Origin of the sequence: Pseudomonas graminis (assembly GCF_004364335.1) — a bacterium.
GTDB classification, from domain to species: domain Bacteria; phylum Pseudomonadota; class Gammaproteobacteria; order Pseudomonadales; family Pseudomonadaceae; genus Aquipseudomonas; species Aquipseudomonas graminis_D.
Window position 1 is genome coordinate 233,585 of record NZ_SOCR01000007.1, and the last position, 15,540, is coordinate 249,124.

Sequence of the window (15,540 nt, forward strand, 5' to 3'; positions counted from 1 at the left end):
TCCAACCCATCAGGAGTTCACATGCTGGAAATCAACCGTATCGAAACCAACCAACGCATGAGCCGTGTCGTGCAGTGCAACGGCTTTACCTTCCTCGGCGGCCAGACTGCAACGGATCGCACCCTCGATATCAAGGGCCAGACCGCGCAAGTGCTGGAGAAGATCGACAACTACCTGGCCAAGGCCGGCCTCGACAAAACGCGGATTCTCACCGCACAGGTCTGGCTGTCGGACATCGCGGCGAATTTCGCGGGCATGAACGAAGTCTGGGACGCCTGGGCACCGGAAGGGCACGCACCCGCACGCGCCACCGTGGAATCACGTCTGGCCGCGCCGGATTTGCTGGTGGAGATCACCGTGGTAGCCGCAGGCTGATCAGCTGGCGCTGTAGATGCTGCGCCGGACCGGGTTTATTCCCGTCCCGGCGTTGTCGCTCAAGGGCGGACAGCCGCTTCGGCGGAGTTGGTCACCAAGTGGTTTTGGGTCGTGCGTCGCTGCTGGGTGATCAGCACTTGCGGCACCGAGGAGCAGCGGTATTTGATGCCCCGTCGGGTAGGCATGAGGGCGACGCTTTCCATGCATTCCGCCTTGGTCGAATACGCCGTCGGCTGGCTCTCGTCCAGACATCCTTCCGCACCGGAACACATAGTCATTACAACCACGAAGATGCTCTTCATTGCTCACATTCCTTTTAGGCAAATCACGGCGCGGGACAGCGGGTGTGAGGCGATTTTGAGGGCAGGTGCTGGCAGAAGGCAATGCGGTGAAAGTGCTTTTCGTCGGGAATATGACGCTTTTGGGTTTTTGATAGATTAGAGGGTAAATCTATAGTCGGTAAATTGACGCCACGATTTTTAAATCGGGTCAATTTACTTAAGTCTGGCGTCACTTAAGCGAGCTGGCATGGGGTTTTTGAAACCTCCTTAGAGACCGCAATCGGGCTCGGGCTCAACAACGCGCAACCAATCCCAGCGTGCCTGATAGCTCTGCGCCTTTTTGCGAAACAACTCGGGCTGCGGGAAGTTTGGGTTCATGCGCAAAAGCCCATGTTCAAGCTCATTCAGCCCGTGAGGTGCGTAGAGCTCGCCAGTGTCGAGGTGCAACCCGATGCAGGTCGAGCAGATGAGAAAGCGGTCGATGCCGTCTTTAGCGGAGTGAAGCGCGGGGTAGTCACTGCCAAACCGATCGGCGAACCACACATGCACGCGCGCCTGGTTGCGCAGCTCGACCTTGACGTCCAGATCCTGAAAAAGCGTCTGCGCGGCAAGAATGACCCGGTCTTCTGCCTCCCATGAGATGTCTTCGTCGTAATAGAACACGTCGTAAACATTCACGCCCCAGCCCGCCGGACGATCGGATAGCCGATTCCACACCGCCTGAAACAGGCAGCCTGCGGTGAGCATGGTTTGGTTGAGTCCCAAGGATGGCAGTCGCTCGACCAGTTGAGCGTTAACCGGGTTGGACAAGGCCATATCGATGAGGGCGGAGGCGGTCAGTGTCATGTGGACTTCCTGGGGTGGGGCAGCTTTGGCAGCGAGCTCAACTCAGCATGTTGTATTTAAAGGGTCTGATTTATTGGATCTTGAACACCACCACCGGCGGCGTTGGCATCCCTCATAGGAGTAAATTAGCCTGCTTTAACAGCACCTCCTATGGGGAGTCTTAAATGCTCATCGTCTTCAGTGGTCTGCCCGGTACCGGTAAGACGACCCTCGCCAAGGGTCTGGCCGCAACGCTGGGTGCCGTTTATGTGCGCATCGATACGATTGAACAAGCCCTTCGTGATTCGGCGGATTTTGCGGGGGATGTGGGGCGCACGGGGTATCTGATCGCCTACGAGTTGGCGGCCAGCAACCTTGGTCTGGGCGGCACGGTGGTTGTCGACTGTGTGAATGCCGTGATGGAAAGCCGCAGAGCGTGGAGTGCCATATCCTCTCGATCCGGTGCTCCATTGGTGAATATTCAGGTCATCTGTTCCGACACGACGGAGCATCGACGCAGGGTGGAGACCCGGCAGGTCGATATCCCGGGGCTGACGCCTCCTGACTGGCAATCCGTTATGAACCATGACTATGAGCCTTGGGACACAGATCCCTTCACCGTAGACACCGCGCTCAATTCCCCGGCACAGGCATTGGCAGCGATTGCCGAGCACATTTCAGTATTTGAATCCAACGGGATCTGAATTGAAAAAGGCCTCAGCCAAACCGCTCAACCATGAACTCGATAAAGCTGCGGAGCTTGGGTGAGGCCTGGCGGTCGGGCAGATACAGCAGGTTCAACGGCCGTACGGGAAGCTGGTAGTCCGCGAGCACCTGGCATAACTCGCCGCTGGCGAAGTCCTGCTCGACAACCACCGCAGGCAGCAGCGCGATGCCCATCCCGTCCAGCGCCGCCTGGCGCAAGGCCGGGCCGTTGTCCATCTGCACCCGGCCGTTGACCTTCACCTCGTGCACACCATCAACGCCTTTGAACGTCCACAGCCCCGCCGCGTTGGTCGCAGAGGATCGGGTTGAGTAAAGATAGGTCAGGCAGTCGTGCCCTTGCAGTTCATCGGGATGCGCAGGCAGGCCGCGCGTCTGCAGGTAAGACGGCGAGGCGCAAAGGGCAAGGGCATGGGGTTTCAGCGGTTGCGCCATCAGGAACGCGTCCGGCGGGTCGCCGATCCGTACCGCCGCTTCGAAACCTTCCTCCAGTAACTCAACCTGCCGATCGGTGAAGATCACGTCGAGATCGACCTTGGGGTAACGGCGTAAATACTCGGCGATGACGGGCATCAATCGCTGAAGTCCGAAGGCGTGGGGCAGCGTAACCCGCAGACGACCCTGGGGCTCGCTGCGGGCGGACAGTGCATCGACATGCGCACTCTCGACCAGACTCAGAATTTCGACGCATCGGTCGTAATAGCGTCGTCCGAACTCGGTCAAGTGTTGCTGGCGCGTGGTGCGGTTGAGCAGCTTCATGCCCAGGTGCTCTTCCAGCGCGCGCAAATGGTTGCCCACCATAGTTGGGGTTAGCTCAGCGTCGTCCGATGCAGCGGTGAGGCTGCCTTTATCGACGATCTGCACGAACAGGTGCATGGCCTTGAGCACGTTCATTGGCAAGGTTTCCTTGGCAGTCAGTTAAGTGTTCCTCCATTTATCATTTCTCCTTGTCAATTCACAGTATGGGCACACACATAACAGAGTCATTTGCCATGCGAAGTTATCGCTTCGACACACCTTCATTGGATGGATTGCGTCAACACCAGGAGGCCATTCCAAAACCTCAGCGGGGTGAGTTGCTATTGCGCGTCCATGCTGTATCGCTGAATTACCGCGATCTGGCACTCCTGGACGGTGGCATTTTGAAACCTTACATAGCAGGCGGGATTCCGGTCAGCGACGCCGCTGCCGAAGTCGTTGAACTGGGCGAAGGCGTCGAGGATTTCCAGGTCGGCGACCGAGTGATCAGCCTGTTCCACCCCCGTTGGTTCGGCGGGCCCAAGGTGGCGGCCCGGGCCATTGGCAGCTACGGCTACGATCAAGACGGCTGGCTGACGGAGTACAAAGTGGTCTCGCGCGAGGCCGTCGCCGCCTTGCCGGATGAGTTGACCTTTGAGGAGGGCGCTACGCTGCCGTGCGCAGCGGTTACCGCCTGGAATGCCCTCAGCAGCGCCACGCCGATCCGGGTGGGGCAAAGCGTATTGACGCTGGGCAGCGGCGGGGTGTCAGTGTTCGCTTTGCAATATGCCAAGGCGGCCGGCGCGCGGGTGATCGCCACCACATCGTCCACTGCCAAGGCCGAGCGGTTAAAAGCGTTGGGCGCCGATGAGGTGATCAATTACCGCGAAGTCGCGGAATGGGGCGCCACGGTCAGGTCGCTTACTGCTGAGATCGGCGTCGATCGGGTGGTTGAGGTGGGAGGCCCGGCCACCATCAAACAGTCTCTGAAAGCCGTTGCCTTCCACGGCGAGGTGGTGCTGGTGGGCTTTCTGGGTGAGAGCGGCGCGGCGCTCGACTATTTCGACCTGATGGGTGCTGGTGCGAGCTTGCGGTCCACCAATGTCGGCGATCGCGCGATGCTCGCAGACACGGTAAAAGCGACCGTAAGTGGCCGGATCAAACCGGTCATTGACCGCGTCTTCCCTTATGCCGAGGCGCGGGCCGCGTTTGCGCACCTGCGCAGTGGGCGGCATTTCGGGAAAGTGGTGATCAGCCTGGATTGATCCTTTCGCACCGCAACAAAAAAGTCCCCGGTGTTGCAGTCCGGCATCACAGGGAATCGCGAGGTCGTGGCCGGCGGCAAGAGGAGGGCAGACATCCTCGCCGGTCACGCGACAGTCATAAACCAGACGGAAGGCAGAGGGGGTGACTCAAGTTGCGACGCACTGGGCAGATAACGGTGATGTCAGTTACATACGCAGCATTGTTCAAGGATCGAACCCATGACCCAGCGTCAATCCATCCGCATTCCCCTTTCCGCTCAGCCGCGTATTCTCTGGTTCCCTTTCATTCCGGTCGTGCCCGCCGTTGCATGGGTACTCAGTCAGTCAACCTCAACCCCCAATCTGATCGCGTGCGCGGCACTGGTGCTGATCGGCCTCGGTGCCGGGGTGTGGAGTGCTGTTTCCCAGCGTGACGTGGTGCTGCGCGCCACTGCCCGGGCGCAAGCGGAGCAGTCAGAAGCGGACGCGGCGAGCCACAGCGTGACCTCGCGGGTACAACTCGATGAGGTGTTGCTGGGCGCCATGCCGATCTGGGCGCGGCAAGTGGAAAGCTCTCGGTATCAGACCGAAGAAGCGATCGTGAATCTGACCAATCGCTTTATCGGGATCGCCGCGCGCTTGCAGGAAACGGTTCAGACTTCCCAGCGCGCTGCCGGCGAACTCGACGGGCAAACCGCGGATGGGGCGCTCGAAGTACTGTCCCTCAGCGAAAGCGATCTAAGCCGGGTGATCAACTCGCTCAAAGCCGCTCAAACCAGCCGTGACCAGACTTTGGCCCAAGTGCGCGGCCTTACGGCGTACACCGGCGAACTGCGCACCATGGCCGCCGACGTCGCGGCGATTGCCGCGCAGACCAACCTGCTGGCGCTCAACGCGGCCATCGAAGCGGCCCGTGCAGGCGAGGCCGGTCGCGGCTTTGCCGTGGTGGCCGACGCGGTGCGCAGCCTGTCGAGCAAATCCAGCGAGACCGGTCAGCAGATGTCGGCCAAGGTCGACATCATCAATAACGGCATCACGCAGTTGGTGCAGGCCGCATCGAGCAGCGCCGACCAGGACAGCCAATCGGTCGCCGCGTCAGAAAACAGCATTCAAGTCGTGCTCGAGCGCTTTCATAACATCACTGGCCGCCTGGCCGAATCCGCGGACCTGCTCAAGCAGGAAAGCCGTGGCATTGGTGACGAGATGACGGAGGTGCTGGTCGACCTGCAATTCCAGGACCGTGTGAGCCAGATCCTCAGCCACGTGCGAGACAACATGGAAGACCTGCATGGTCACCTGCTCCAGGCGAGCGAAGCCCCGGACCAGGCGACGTCCATCGATGCCCGCCAGTGGCTGGCGCGCATGGACGCCACCTACGCCACCGACGAGCAGCGGCGCACCCATCGTGGCGAGACGCCTGTGCAGCAGAACTCTCAAGACATCACCTTCTTTTAGGAGCTCATCATGGCGAAGAATGTATTAGTGGTCGACGACTCCAGCAGCGTGCGGCAAGTGGTAGGCATTGCCTTGAAAAGCGCCGGTTACGACGTGATCGAGGCATGCGATGGCAGGGATGCGCTGGGCAAGCTCACCGGGCAGAAAGTGCACCTGATCATCAGTGACGTGAACATGCCCAACATGGACGGCATCACCTTCGTCAAGGAGGTCAAGAAGCTGGCCAGCTACAAGTTCACCCCGATCATCATGCTGACCACCGAGTCACAGGAATCGAAAAAGGCCGAGGGCCAGGCGGCGGGCGCCAAGGCGTGGGTGGTCAAGCCGTTCCAGCCCGCGCAGATGCTGGCAGCGGTGTCGAAACTGATCCTGCCATGAAACCTTTTGCGAGGGAGGCTGCGATGCCGATCACTATCGAAACACGCGACGACAGCACCTGCGTCAGCATTGACGGAGAGCTCACGATCTACACCGTCGCCGAACTGGCGGGCGCGCTGTTGCCGCAGATGGGTGGGGCGCCACGCCTGTTGCTGGACCTCTCGCAGGTCACGGAAATGGACGGCGCAGGGCTGCAGTTGCTCGCGGTCATCCAGCGTGAGGCCGACAGCGGCGGCACAGCCTTAAGCGTCACCGGCCAGAGCGTGGCGGTCACGCAGGCGCTTGAGTTATGTCGCAAAGCGGGCTCATAGCCAGCCACGCCAGCCCAAGCCCCAGCCCCAGCCACGTTCATTGCACGTTCATTGATAGACAAGGAAGGTCCGGGTGAGCATCAATCTCGACCAGGCACTACAGACATTCATCGTCGAAGCCCACGAACTGTTGCAGGTCATGGAGCAATCCCTGCTGCAACTGGAAACCGAGCCCGCCGACCAGGGTGCCATCGGCGCGATTTTTCGTGCCGCGCACACCATCAAGGGTTCTGCCGGCCTGTTTGGCCTGACCCCCGTCGTCGGCTTCACGCACATTGTCGAGGACGTACTCGACCGGCTGCGCGACGGCAGTGTGGCAGTCGATGCCACACTGATCGCAGTGCTGCTCAAGTGCGGCGATCATATGCTGGAGTTGATCAACGTCGTCGCCAGTCGTGGCGAGACGCTCCCGCCTGCGGCCCTGGAACGTGAAGCGGCGTTGCGCGAGGCGCTCAGTCGCTATCAGGCGCCGACTCACCTGCCGGAAACTGTCCCTCAAAGCATACAAACCGTTGACGCCGGTGCAGGCACGTCCGCCGAGTTGCTCTGGCATATCTCCCTGCGCTTCGGTGTGGAGGTGTTTCGCAATGGCATGGACCCGCTGTCGTTCCTGCGCTACCTGGAGACCTTGGGGCAGATAACGCAAGTCACGACCCTCACCGAGACTATTCCGGCACTGGACAGCTGGGACCCGGAAAGCTGCTACCTGGGTTTCGAGATCGACCTTCGCTCGACGGCGGGCCACGCCACCCTCAACGAAGTATTCGACTTCGTGCGTGACGACTGTGAAGTGAGCATCGAAGCTATCCACGAAGCGTCCGACCGTGCTGTGTCCGTCGCAAGCGAGTGGGATGCCCAGGCAGAGCAGGGCCCATTGACGGCGTCAGTGCAGCGGCTACCGGCGGCCAGTGAGCCGAAAACCCGGGACGGCAACTACGTGCGCGTCAATGCGGACAAGCTTGACGAGCTGATTAACCTGGTCGGCGAACTGGTGATAGCGAGCGCCGGTGCCAGCCTCTTGGCCCGCTCCTGTCACAACGACCCGCTGCAAGAGGCGACGTCGACAGTGTCGGGACTGGTGGAGGAGATCCTGGATGGCGCACTGCACCTGCGCATGGTCCCCATCGGCGACACGTTCAATCGCTTCCGCCGCGTGGTGCGGGACATTAGCCAGGAGCTGGGCAAGGACATCGAGCTGACCATCAGCGGCGCAGAAACCGAAATGGACAAGACCGTCGTCGAAAAAATCGGCGACCCACTGATGCACCTGCTGCGCAACGCCATGGACCACGGGATCGAAAGCGCCGATGCCCGGCGCGCTGCCGGCAAGGCGGGGAAGGGCCATCTGAGCCTCAATGCCTACCACGACTCGGGCAGCATCGTCATCGAAATCGCCGACGACGGCAACGGACTCAACCGCGAACGGATCCTGGAAAAGGCTCAGGAGCGCGGCCTGGTCGCCAGCGGTGCGGTGCTCTCCGATCAGGAGATCTACAACCTGATCTTCGAACCGGGTTTCTCTACCGCCGAGGCGGTCACCAATCTGTCTGGCCGTGGCGTCGGCATGGACGTGGTCAAGCGCAACATCACGCTGCTGCGCGGCACCGTCGATCTGGACAGTCGCCCCGGCCAGGGCACCGTGGTGCGCATCCGCTTGCCGCTGACCCTGGCGATCATCAACGGCTTTCTGGTCGGCATCGATACATCCACCTACGTGATTCCGCTGGACATGGTTCAGGAATGCATCGAGCTGGACGTACACCAGCGCCAGTCGAGCCGCGACCAGGGTTACCTGGATTTGCGGGGCGAGGTGTTGCCGCTGGTGGACCTGCGCGAGCACTTCAGCCACGAAGGCAGTGCCGGCCGCCGCCAGAATGTGGTGGTGGTGCGCTACGCCGAGCACAAGGCCGGGCTGGTCGTGGATGACCTGCTGGGTGAGTTCCAGACCGTGATCAAACCGTTGGGCAAGTTGTTTGGCGCACTGCGCGGCATCAGCGGCTCGACCATCCTGGGCAGTGGCGCGGTGGCGCTGATCCTCGACATACCGGCATTGCTCAACCAAATCGTACAACTGGAAGCCCGCACGGCCCAGGCGCCTTATTCGCCAACCGTCGTCGCCCGCTGACGTATTTGCAACACCCTGGAGGCTCCACGATGAAATGGTTCTACGATCTTAAAATTTCCACCAAGTTGATCAGCTCATTCCTGGTGGTCCTGGCACTCACAGCAGCGATGGGCGTCTTTGCCATTAATCAGCTAGGGGCCGTGAACCAGGCTGCCCAGGACATCCGGGGTAACTGGATGCCTTCCATGCGTGCAGCGGCAGGCATGCGTTTTTTTGCCGCCAACTATCGCTTGAAAGAGTACCGCGCCATAACCACCGACGTCGCTGAAGAGAAGGCCCAGGCTGAGCGGGAAGCCGCCGAGTCCCGCCAGCAGTTCGAAACCCGCGTGGGCACCTATGAACAGCTGCTGTCGAACGACGAAGATCGTCAGCTTCTCGCGGCTGCGAAAAGCGCATGGGCCGCCTACCTGGCAACCAGCAATCAGGTGCTTGAGCTTTCACGGCAGAATCAGGCGGACCAGGCACGCGTCTTGCTGAGGGGCGAGTCCAAAACGCGCTTTGATGATGTGACCAACCGCCTGCAAAAGATGGTCGAGCTCAATGACGGCGGCGCGACGGCTGCCGGCGACAAGGGCTCGGCGCTGTACGAAAGCGCCCGCCTGGCGATCATTGCGGCGCTGGTCGCTGCGTTAGTGATCGGCCTGGGCCTGGCCGTGTTCATTGCGCGAATCATTTCGCGTCCGCTGAGACAAGCCGCCACTGCCGCCGAGCAATTGGCCGAAGGCAACCTCAGCGCGCCGATCGCACCGGGGACCAAAGACGAAACCGGCATGGTGCTTAACGCCATGCGCAACATGGTTGGCAAGCTGGGGCACATCATCGGCGAAGTGCGCAACGCCGCCGATAACCTGGCCAGCGCCTCCGAGCAGGTCAGCGCCACCGCACAATCCATGAGCCAGGCCACCAGTGAGCAGGCGGCCAGCGTTGAGGAAACCAGTGCATCGATCGAGCAGATGAGCGCCAGCATCAACCAGAACACCGAAAACGCCAAAGTCACCGATGGCATGGCCAGCAAAGCCGCCAAGGAAGCCACCGAGGGCGGCGATTCGGTACAGCAGACCGTCGTGGCGATGAAGAAAATCGCCCAGCGCATCAGCATCATCGATGACATCGCCTACCAGACCAACCTGCTGGCCCTCAACGCCGCCATCGAGGCCGCTCGGGCCGGTGAGCACGGCAAGGGTTTCGCGGTGGTAGCGGCCGAAGTGCGCAAGCTGGCCGAACGCAGCCAGGTCGCCGCTCAGGAAATCGGCGAGCTGTCTTCCAGCAGCGTGGACATGGCCGAGAAGGCCGGCAAGTTGCTCGGCGAAATGGTGCCATCCATCAACAAGACCAGCGACCTGGTGCAGGAAATCAGCGCAGCATCCGAGGAGCAGGCCGCCGGTGTCGCGCAGATCAACACGGCCATGACCCAGCTCAACCAAGTGACCCAGCAGAATGCCTCGAGCAGCGAGGAGCTGGCCGCCACCGCCGAAGAAATGAGCAGCCAGGCCGAACAGCTGCAACAGGCCATGAGTTTCTTTGTGCTGGATTCAGCGCCACGGCCCGCCACTCAAAGCAGCAGCGCAGACAACTCCGGCAGCAAGCCAAGCCATCAGCCGCCTCGGGTAAAACCGCAGCCGCCGCGCAAGGCGTTTGCATACAGCATGGCCAGCGCCCCGGACGAATCGGAATTCACCCGCTTCTGATCACAAGCATCGATGCGGGCCTACAGGGAGAACGACATGGGCGCAGTGACGACCACGCGGCAAACCGCAGTTGCGGTGGATGAGGACGCGCAGTACCTGACTTTCATGCTTGGCGGCGAAATGTTCGCCATCGGCATTCTGGGAATCAAGGAAATTATCGAATACGGCAGCCTGACCGTGGTGCCCATGATGCCCGCGTTTGTGCGCGGGGTGATCAATCTGCGCGGCGCGGTGGTGCCGGTGGTCGATCTGTCGGCGCGCTTCGGCCGGGCCAACTCGGCGATCACCCGGCGCTCATGCGTCATCATCATTGAGGCGAGCACCGACGAGGGTCAGCCGCAGGACATCGGTTTGCTGGTCGACACCGTGTCTGCGGTGCAAGAGATTCCGTCCACACAGATCGAACCGCCGCCCAGCTTCGGCGCGCGGATTCGGTCTGATTTCATCAGCGGCATGGCCAAGGTCGATGGCAAGTTCGTGATTGTGCTGGACGTGGACAACGTACTGTCCATCGATGAGATGTCCAGCCTTGCCGAAGCCGGACAGGCGCCGGCCCTTGATCTCGACCCGCGTTGAGGCCCGAACATGGCAGACACCGCTACCATCGATGACCGTGAGTTCGGTCAGTTCCAGAGCTGGCTGTATCGTGCGGCCGGCATCAACCTGTCACCCGCCAAGAAAGCACTGGTGGCAGGGCGCCTGTTCAAGCGCCTCAAGCATTACGAGCTGCAGAGCTATGGCGAATACTTCAAGCTGATCATGAAGGACGAGCGCAAGGGCGAGTTGCAGGTTGCCCTGGATTTGCTGACCACCAACGAGACCTATTTCTTTCGCGAGCCCAAGCACTTCGACTTCCTGCGTCAGCAGGTGCTGCCCAAAGCCGCCCCGGGCAAGGTGTTTCGGGTATGGAGCGCGGCCAGTTCTTCGGGTGAAGAGCCCTACAGCCTGGCGATGACCCTGGCCGAGGGCCTGGGGACCACGCCTTGGGAAGTGGTCGGCTCGGACATCAGTACCCAAGTGCTGGCCAAGGCGCGCAGCGGCCATTACGCCATGGGCCGTGCCGAGACGTTGCCTCAGCCGCTGCTGGTCAAGTATTGCCTGAAAGGCATCGGGCGCCAGGAGGGCACCTTCCTGGTCGACAAGGCTTTGCGCAACCGCGTCAACTTTGTCCAGGTCAACCTCAACGAAGCGCTGCCGGCCCTGGGTGAATTCGAGGTGATCTTTCTGCGCAACGTGATGATTTATTTCGACCAGCCGACCAAGACCCAGGTCGTTGCACGCATGCTGCCGCTCCTTAAGCCAGGCGGCTACTTGATCATCAGCCATTCGGAAAGCCTCAACGGTGTGAATGACACCTTGAAGCTGGTGGCGCCCTCGATTTACCGCAAACCATGAAAATGCCCGTCGGCGCGGCCGAAGTGGTATTGGCTCCTGGCCAGGTCAGTTTCGCGACGCGGCCTACGCGCTTGCGCACCTTGCTCGGCTCCTGCGTGGCGATCACGTTCTGGCACCCGCAACGGCTGATCGGCGGCATGTGTCACTTCATGCTGCCAGGGCGCCTGCGTCACGATCAGCCGCTGGACGGCCGATACGGCGACGAGGCGCTGGAGTTGTTATTCCGGCACGTCCTCATCAACGGTACGCAGGTCGAGGATTACCAGATCAAGCTGTTCGGCGGCGGCAGGATGTTTCCCGATCACCCGCGCGACCTGCGGGCGCAAGACGTGGCCAGCATGAATATTCGCGCAGCCCTGGCCCTGGCCGAGCGTTACCACCTGAACCTGACGGCCCAGGACATGGGCAGCACCGGTCACCGCACGATCATGTTCGATGTGTGGAACGGCAACGTCTGGGTTCGGCACCAACCAATGGGAACACTTCAACAAGATGCCTACCAAAAAAATCAGCGTACTGCTGGTCGATGACTCGGCCGTGGTGCGTCAGGTGCTGATGGCCATTCTCAGCGACACGCCGGATATCCACGTCATGGGCGCGGCGTCCGACCCGATTTTCGCCATGGACAAGCTCGCCCGGGAATGGCCCGACGTGATCGTACTGGACGTGGAAATGCCACGGATGGACGGCATCACCTTTCTCAAAAAGATCATGAGCGAGCGGCCGACGCCGGTGGTCATCTGTTCCTCGCTGACCCAGAAAGGCGCGGAAACCTCGCTGCAGGCGTTGTCGGCAGGCGCTGTTGAAATCATCACCAAACCCACGACCGGATTAAAGAATTTCCTGATCGAATCGGCAGCCGAGCTGGTGGCCGCGATACGCGCTGCCGCCAACTCCAACGTCCGGAACCTGGGAAAGCGCAGCGCCAGTCCGGCTCCGCTGGCCCCGGCCGGGAAGCTCACCGCCGACGCCATCCTGCCGGCCGCCAATGGCCATGCCATGGCGCAGACCACCGAGCGCATCGTCGCCATCGGCACCTCCACGGGCGGAACGCAGGCACTGGAAGCGGTGCTCAAGGCGTTGCCGAGGGTGTGCCCGGGCATTGTGATCGTCCAGCACATGCCCGAGAAGTTCACCGCCTCCTTTGCCGAACGCCTCAACAGCATCTGTGCGATCGAGGTGCGCGAAGCACGCAACAACGACCGCATTCTCCCGGGCCTGGCCTTGATCGCTCCCGGTGGCAAGCACCTGCTGGTGACCCGCAGTGGCGCTTATTATCACGCCCAGGTGATCGACGGGCCGCAGGTCAACCGGCATCGGCCTTCAGTGGATGTGCTGTTTCGTTCGGTGGCCAAGTTCGCTGGCAAGAATGCCACCGGGATCATCATGACCGGCATGGGCGACGACGGCGCGCGCGGGCTCAAGGAGATGCTCGACGCCGGCGCCGCCACGGTTGCCCAGGATGAGGCGAGTTGCGTGGTGTTCGGCATGCCCAAGGAGGCCATCAAGCTCAACGCTGCCCAGCGGGTCATGCCGCTGGAGCATATTCATCAGGCAATCCTCAACGTTTAACCCAGCCGCTGACCTTCAGAATCCGGCAGGAAATGACCGATCACGATCGCTCTTTCATGGGCAGACGCTTGACCGAATAAGCCCGTTTCTCGTCCTCGGAGTTGTAGTAAACGTTCTGCGTCGTGCTGAGGCTGTTGTGGCGCAGATCGACCTGCAGGTCTTTCATGTCGCGGTGCGGCGCATCGAAGGTGGCCGAGGTGTGCCGCAGCCAGTGCAATGACGCCGCGCGCAGGCGGCCGACGTCTTCATCTGGCCAGTGCTCGGCCTGCATGCGCTGCAGCGCCCGATCAAACACTTCCTGCAGCAACACGCGGATATGCCGGTCGGACAACCCGGCGCGGCCGCGCTGGGTGGCAATCAGCGGTGTGCTTTCACGGAAGCCGGGCAGGGGGGACAGACCCTGATGAAGACGCCAGCGCTTGAGGTAGTTATCGACATAGTCGTCACGCACGCTGATTTTGCCGGCTTTATTGCCTTTGCCCACCACGTGATACCACCAGTTGCCGGCGCTGTCCTTGCGCAGATCGCCCATGGTCGGTTTCCAGTTGTCACGGCCCACCAGATCGGAAACCCGCAGGTACATGGCAAAAATGGTCGCCACGATAAACAGCGTGCGCTCGTACTTGGCGTCTTCGGCCGCCAGCAGCTCAGCGGTCTCCAGCACGAAATCCCACTGCAGCGAGGTCAGGATGCGCGTGTCCTGATTATCGGTATTGCGCTCCTTGTATTTGCTCTTTTGCTTCACGGCCCGAAACGGGTTCTGCTCACAAAAACCCTCATCGATCGCGTGCTGGAAAAAGCTGCCACACACCGCGAAGATCTGCGCGATAGAGCCTTGGGCCAGCCGGTAGGTGTCCTGAAGGGCGGGCCGGTTTTCTTCCTGGGCGCGCTTGCGTTCTTCCTTGGCGACGGTCTGACTGAACGGCCGCCAGTCGGGGTTGAGCACGTAGGTGTCCGTGGCGGTTTTCTTGCGTGCACCGAGCCGGGTGAAGCGGGATTTGACCACCGGACCGACCCAGCCCGCGTCAGGTGCCAGACAGAATTCCATGAAGCTCTCGGCTTGGGTGCGGCGCATGGCGAGGAGGGGAGTTCTGGATTTGAGCATTGTCCACAGCAGCAGTCGTTCGATGTGGGTGCGGTAGGAATTGAACGTGGATTCGTTGCCGGCGTAGGACTTGAGAAAGCTGCGCACGGCGCGGTAGCCTTCGATGGCCTGGATTTCGGCAGGGAACTGCTCGAGATAATCGCGGATCGCCGGAAGCTCTTCCTTTAAGGAGCTGAAGTTGAGCTCGCCGAACTTCGCGTAGGTTTCGAACAGCGGATGAGGTGACGACGGTGCGGACATTGGAATTCGCTGGCTTGGGGACGCGGAAGATGCCGGCATGATCGTGCAGGTGACGTGCATATGCAATATCCGGGTCTGACAGTTATCGGATATTGCATTTTTGGGTTGGGGTGTGCTAGCGAGGTCGCTTGAAGCTATTCGGTGTTTGTAAGTGGGTTGAGGCTTTTCAGAGCAATTCAGGTCATGGCTTCGAGTGTCTGCGTGTGGTTTCGGGGGTTTGAGCGGGGTCTGCCACGTAAATGTGGCGATTCTCCTGGCTGCGTCAGCGCCCTGCAGGCCTTGTTTTACGCGGCTTTCAGGAGTTCAGGCGCTGCTGACCCTGGTGAATCCGCGCTAGAGAGCTGCTGGTTTACGTGGTTTTAGTGACAGTGCTTGGGGTTGGTCCTGGCATAGCCTTGGAACGGCTGAATCCAGGGTCGAGTTTGCGTCCTGCAAGTCAGGGAGTCGCTGTTCATGGTCCCGGCGGCCAAGCGCTGGCGGTCAGCTGAATATCGCTGAGCTGCATGGTCGTAGGTCTCGGGATCTGCGCTTGTGGAGTGTCATCTGTGGTGTATTTCACTGGCGCCGATCAGGTATCGGCGTCGACGTGACTGAGGAACAGTTGTGGATTCTGGAGACTGAGTGCTGGCATGGCTTAAGAGATGTTCGCTGTGGATTCGAAGGTTGCGCTGGACTCGGCGATGCACTGCAGGTGAGCGGTGATCGTTGTTGTAGGTTCGTCGAGCTTGGGTGAACGGTGTGAGCCGCGAGCATCGAAGATAAGCGTTGGTATCGGCGAGAAGCTTGATGCCAGGGACAGAGGATTATGAAATGCAGAGGCGCCACGTTCAATTGTCCGGGACACACGGCCCAAATGCGTAACATGATGTTACGCATAATGTATATTATGTTAAATTATGTGTCTGAATCGCTTTTATACTTGCCCAGTTAACTTGAATTTGTCGGCGTTGAAAATTAATCGGCGGCACTATTCGCGGCGCTACGCGCAGAACGCAGAACGCAGAACGCAGAACGCAGAACGCACTGTAGCCGGCTCGCAGAACATAGCTCACTGCAAGTGCAAATACAGTTAGCGAGATGGCTCC

General features: G+C 60.6%; 15 protein-coding genes and 2 pseudogenes. 13 read left to right on the top strand and 4 right to left on the bottom strand.

Annotation, left to right across the window (positions count from 1 at the left end; translation table 11 throughout):
• The first annotated feature begins 24 nt into the window (after positions 1–24).
• Positions 25–375, top strand: coding sequence for a RidA family protein (locus tag EC919_RS15055; protein ID WP_407073248.1), 351 nt, complete (start codon positions 25–27; stop codon positions 373–375).
• 59 nt (positions 376–434) lie between these two features.
• Here EC919_RS15055 and EC919_RS15060 read toward each other — a convergent pair whose 3' ends face one another.
• Both EC919_RS15060 and EC919_RS15065 read right to left on the bottom strand, forming a co-directional pair.
• The gene (locus tag EC919_RS15060) at positions 435–677 is read right to left on the bottom strand and encodes a hypothetical protein (RefSeq protein ID WP_133775208.1); all 243 of its coding nucleotides are present in this window, start codon (positions 675–677) and stop codon (positions 435–437) included.
• Positions 678–923: 246 nt separating this feature from the next.
• Complete coding sequence (locus EC919_RS15065) at positions 924–1,502, bottom strand: nucleotidyltransferase family protein (RefSeq protein ID WP_133775210.1); 579 nt, start codon at positions 1,500–1,502, stop codon at positions 924–926.
• 164 nt (positions 1,503–1,666) lie between these two features.
• On the opposite strand from EC919_RS15065, the gene EC919_RS15070 reads away from it, so the two are divergent.
• Complete coding sequence (locus tag EC919_RS15070; RefSeq protein ID WP_133775213.1) at positions 1,667–2,185, top strand: AAA family ATPase; 519 nt, start codon at positions 1,667–1,669, stop codon at positions 2,183–2,185.
• Positions 2,186–2,198: 13 nt separating this feature from the next.
• On the opposite strand, the gene EC919_RS15075 is transcribed toward EC919_RS15070, so the two are convergent.
• The gene (locus EC919_RS15075) at positions 2,199–3,098 is read right to left on the bottom strand and encodes a LysR family transcriptional regulator (protein ID WP_133775215.1); all 900 of its coding nucleotides are present in this window, start codon (positions 3,096–3,098) and stop codon (positions 2,199–2,201) included.
• Here EC919_RS15075 and EC919_RS15080 point away from each other — a divergent pair.
• The 11 genes and pseudogenes from EC919_RS15080 to EC919_RS15125 all read left to right on the top strand — a co-directional run bounded on the left by EC919_RS15080 (position 3,098) and on the right by EC919_RS15125 (position 13,110).
• Entirely contained in the window at positions 3,098–4,207 is a 1,110-nt protein-coding gene (locus tag EC919_RS15080; protein WP_208294982.1) for a zinc-dependent alcohol dehydrogenase family protein, read from the top strand. The genes EC919_RS15075 and EC919_RS15080 overlap by 1 nt on opposite strands.
• 522 nt (positions 4,208–4,729) lie before the next feature.
• Positions 4,730–5,641, top strand: coding sequence for a methyl-accepting chemotaxis protein (locus tag EC919_RS15085; RefSeq protein WP_432213825.1), 912 nt, complete (start codon positions 4,730–4,732; stop codon positions 5,639–5,641).
• Positions 5,642–5,650: 9 nt separating this feature from the next.
• A complete protein-coding gene (locus EC919_RS15090; protein ID WP_003230217.1) occupies positions 5,651–6,019 on the top strand; it encodes a response regulator in 369 nt (122 codons plus the stop codon).
• Positions 6,020–6,042: 23 nt separating this feature from the next.
• The gene (locus EC919_RS15095; RefSeq protein ID WP_133775219.1) at positions 6,043–6,330 is read left to right on the top strand and encodes an STAS domain-containing protein; all 288 of its coding nucleotides are present in this window, start codon (positions 6,043–6,045) and stop codon (positions 6,328–6,330) included.
• A 139-nt stretch (positions 6,331–6,469) separates the two neighbouring features.
• Positions 6,470–6,619 (top strand): annotated as a pseudogene (locus EC919_RS27860) (Hpt domain-containing protein); the annotation flags it as partial.
• A 249-nt stretch (positions 6,620–6,868) separates the two neighbouring features.
• Positions 6,869–8,455: pseudogene (locus tag EC919_RS15100) on the top strand (chemotaxis protein CheA); the annotation flags it as partial.
• A 29-nt stretch (positions 8,456–8,484) separates the two neighbouring features.
• The gene (locus tag EC919_RS15105) at positions 8,485–10,143 is read left to right on the top strand and encodes a methyl-accepting chemotaxis protein (protein ID WP_133775223.1); all 1,659 of its coding nucleotides are present in this window, start codon (positions 8,485–8,487) and stop codon (positions 10,141–10,143) included.
• A 36-nt stretch (positions 10,144–10,179) separates the two neighbouring features.
• Positions 10,180–10,719, top strand: coding sequence for a chemotaxis protein CheW (locus EC919_RS15110; RefSeq protein WP_133775225.1), 540 nt, complete (start codon positions 10,180–10,182; stop codon positions 10,717–10,719).
• Positions 10,720–10,728: 9 nt separating this feature from the next.
• Entirely contained in the window at positions 10,729–11,538 is an 810-nt protein-coding gene (locus EC919_RS15115) for a CheR family methyltransferase (RefSeq protein WP_133775227.1), read from the top strand.
• The gene (cheD, locus tag EC919_RS15120) at positions 11,535–12,068 is read left to right on the top strand and encodes a chemoreceptor glutamine deamidase CheD (protein ID WP_133775229.1); all 534 of its coding nucleotides are present in this window, start codon (positions 11,535–11,537) and stop codon (positions 12,066–12,068) included. The genes EC919_RS15115 and cheD overlap by 4 nt, the downstream gene beginning before the upstream one ends.
• Complete coding sequence (locus tag EC919_RS15125; protein WP_133775231.1) at positions 12,031–13,110, top strand: protein-glutamate methylesterase/protein-glutamine glutaminase; 1,080 nt, start codon at positions 12,031–12,033, stop codon at positions 13,108–13,110. The genes cheD and EC919_RS15125 overlap by 38 nt, the downstream gene beginning before the upstream one ends.
• Before the next feature lie 40 nt (positions 13,111–13,150).
• On the opposite strand, the gene EC919_RS15130 is transcribed toward EC919_RS15125, so the two are convergent.
• Positions 13,151–14,455, bottom strand: coding sequence for a tyrosine-type recombinase/integrase (locus tag EC919_RS15130; RefSeq protein ID WP_133775234.1), 1,305 nt, complete (start codon positions 14,453–14,455; stop codon positions 13,151–13,153).
• Positions 14,456–15,540 lie beyond the last annotated feature (1,085 nt).

Excerpts from the sequence above, each read along its gene's own strand:
- EC919_RS15060 (WP_133775208.1), bottom strand. The coding sequence starts at position 677 with ATGAAGAGCATCTTCGTGGTTGTAATGACTATGTGTTCCGGTGCGGAA.
- EC919_RS15065 (WP_133775210.1), bottom strand. The coding sequence starts at position 1,502 with ATGACACTGACCGCCTCCGCCCTCATCGATATGGCCTTGTCCAACCCG.
- EC919_RS15070 (WP_133775213.1), top strand. The coding sequence starts at position 1,667 with ATGCTCATCGTCTTCAGTGGTCTGCCCGGTACCGGTAAGACGACCCTC.
- EC919_RS15075 (WP_133775215.1), bottom strand. The coding sequence starts at position 3,098 with ATGAACGTGCTCAAGGCCATGCACCTGTTCGTGCAGATCGTCGATAAA.
- EC919_RS15085 (WP_432213825.1), top strand. The coding sequence starts at position 4,730 with ATGCCGATCTGGGCGCGGCAAGTGGAAAGCTCTCGGTATCAGACCGAA.
- EC919_RS15090 (WP_003230217.1), top strand. The coding sequence starts at position 5,651 with ATGGCGAAGAATGTATTAGTGGTCGACGACTCCAGCAGCGTGCGGCAA.
- EC919_RS15095 (WP_133775219.1), top strand. The coding sequence starts at position 6,043 with ATGCCGATCACTATCGAAACACGCGACGACAGCACCTGCGTCAGCATT.
- EC919_RS15105 (WP_133775223.1), top strand. The coding sequence starts at position 8,485 with ATGAAATGGTTCTACGATCTTAAAATTTCCACCAAGTTGATCAGCTCA.
- EC919_RS15110 (WP_133775225.1), top strand. The coding sequence starts at position 10,180 with ATGGGCGCAGTGACGACCACGCGGCAAACCGCAGTTGCGGTGGATGAG.
- EC919_RS15115 (WP_133775227.1), top strand. The coding sequence starts at position 10,729 with ATGGCAGACACCGCTACCATCGATGACCGTGAGTTCGGTCAGTTCCAG.
- cheD (WP_133775229.1), top strand. The coding sequence starts at position 11,535 with ATGAAAATGCCCGTCGGCGCGGCCGAAGTGGTATTGGCTCCTGGCCAG.
- EC919_RS15125 (WP_133775231.1), top strand. The coding sequence starts at position 12,031 with ATGCCTACCAAAAAAATCAGCGTACTGCTGGTCGATGACTCGGCCGTG.
- EC919_RS15130 (WP_133775234.1), bottom strand. The coding sequence starts at position 14,455 with ATGTCCGCACCGTCGTCACCTCATCCGCTGTTCGAAACCTACGCGAAG.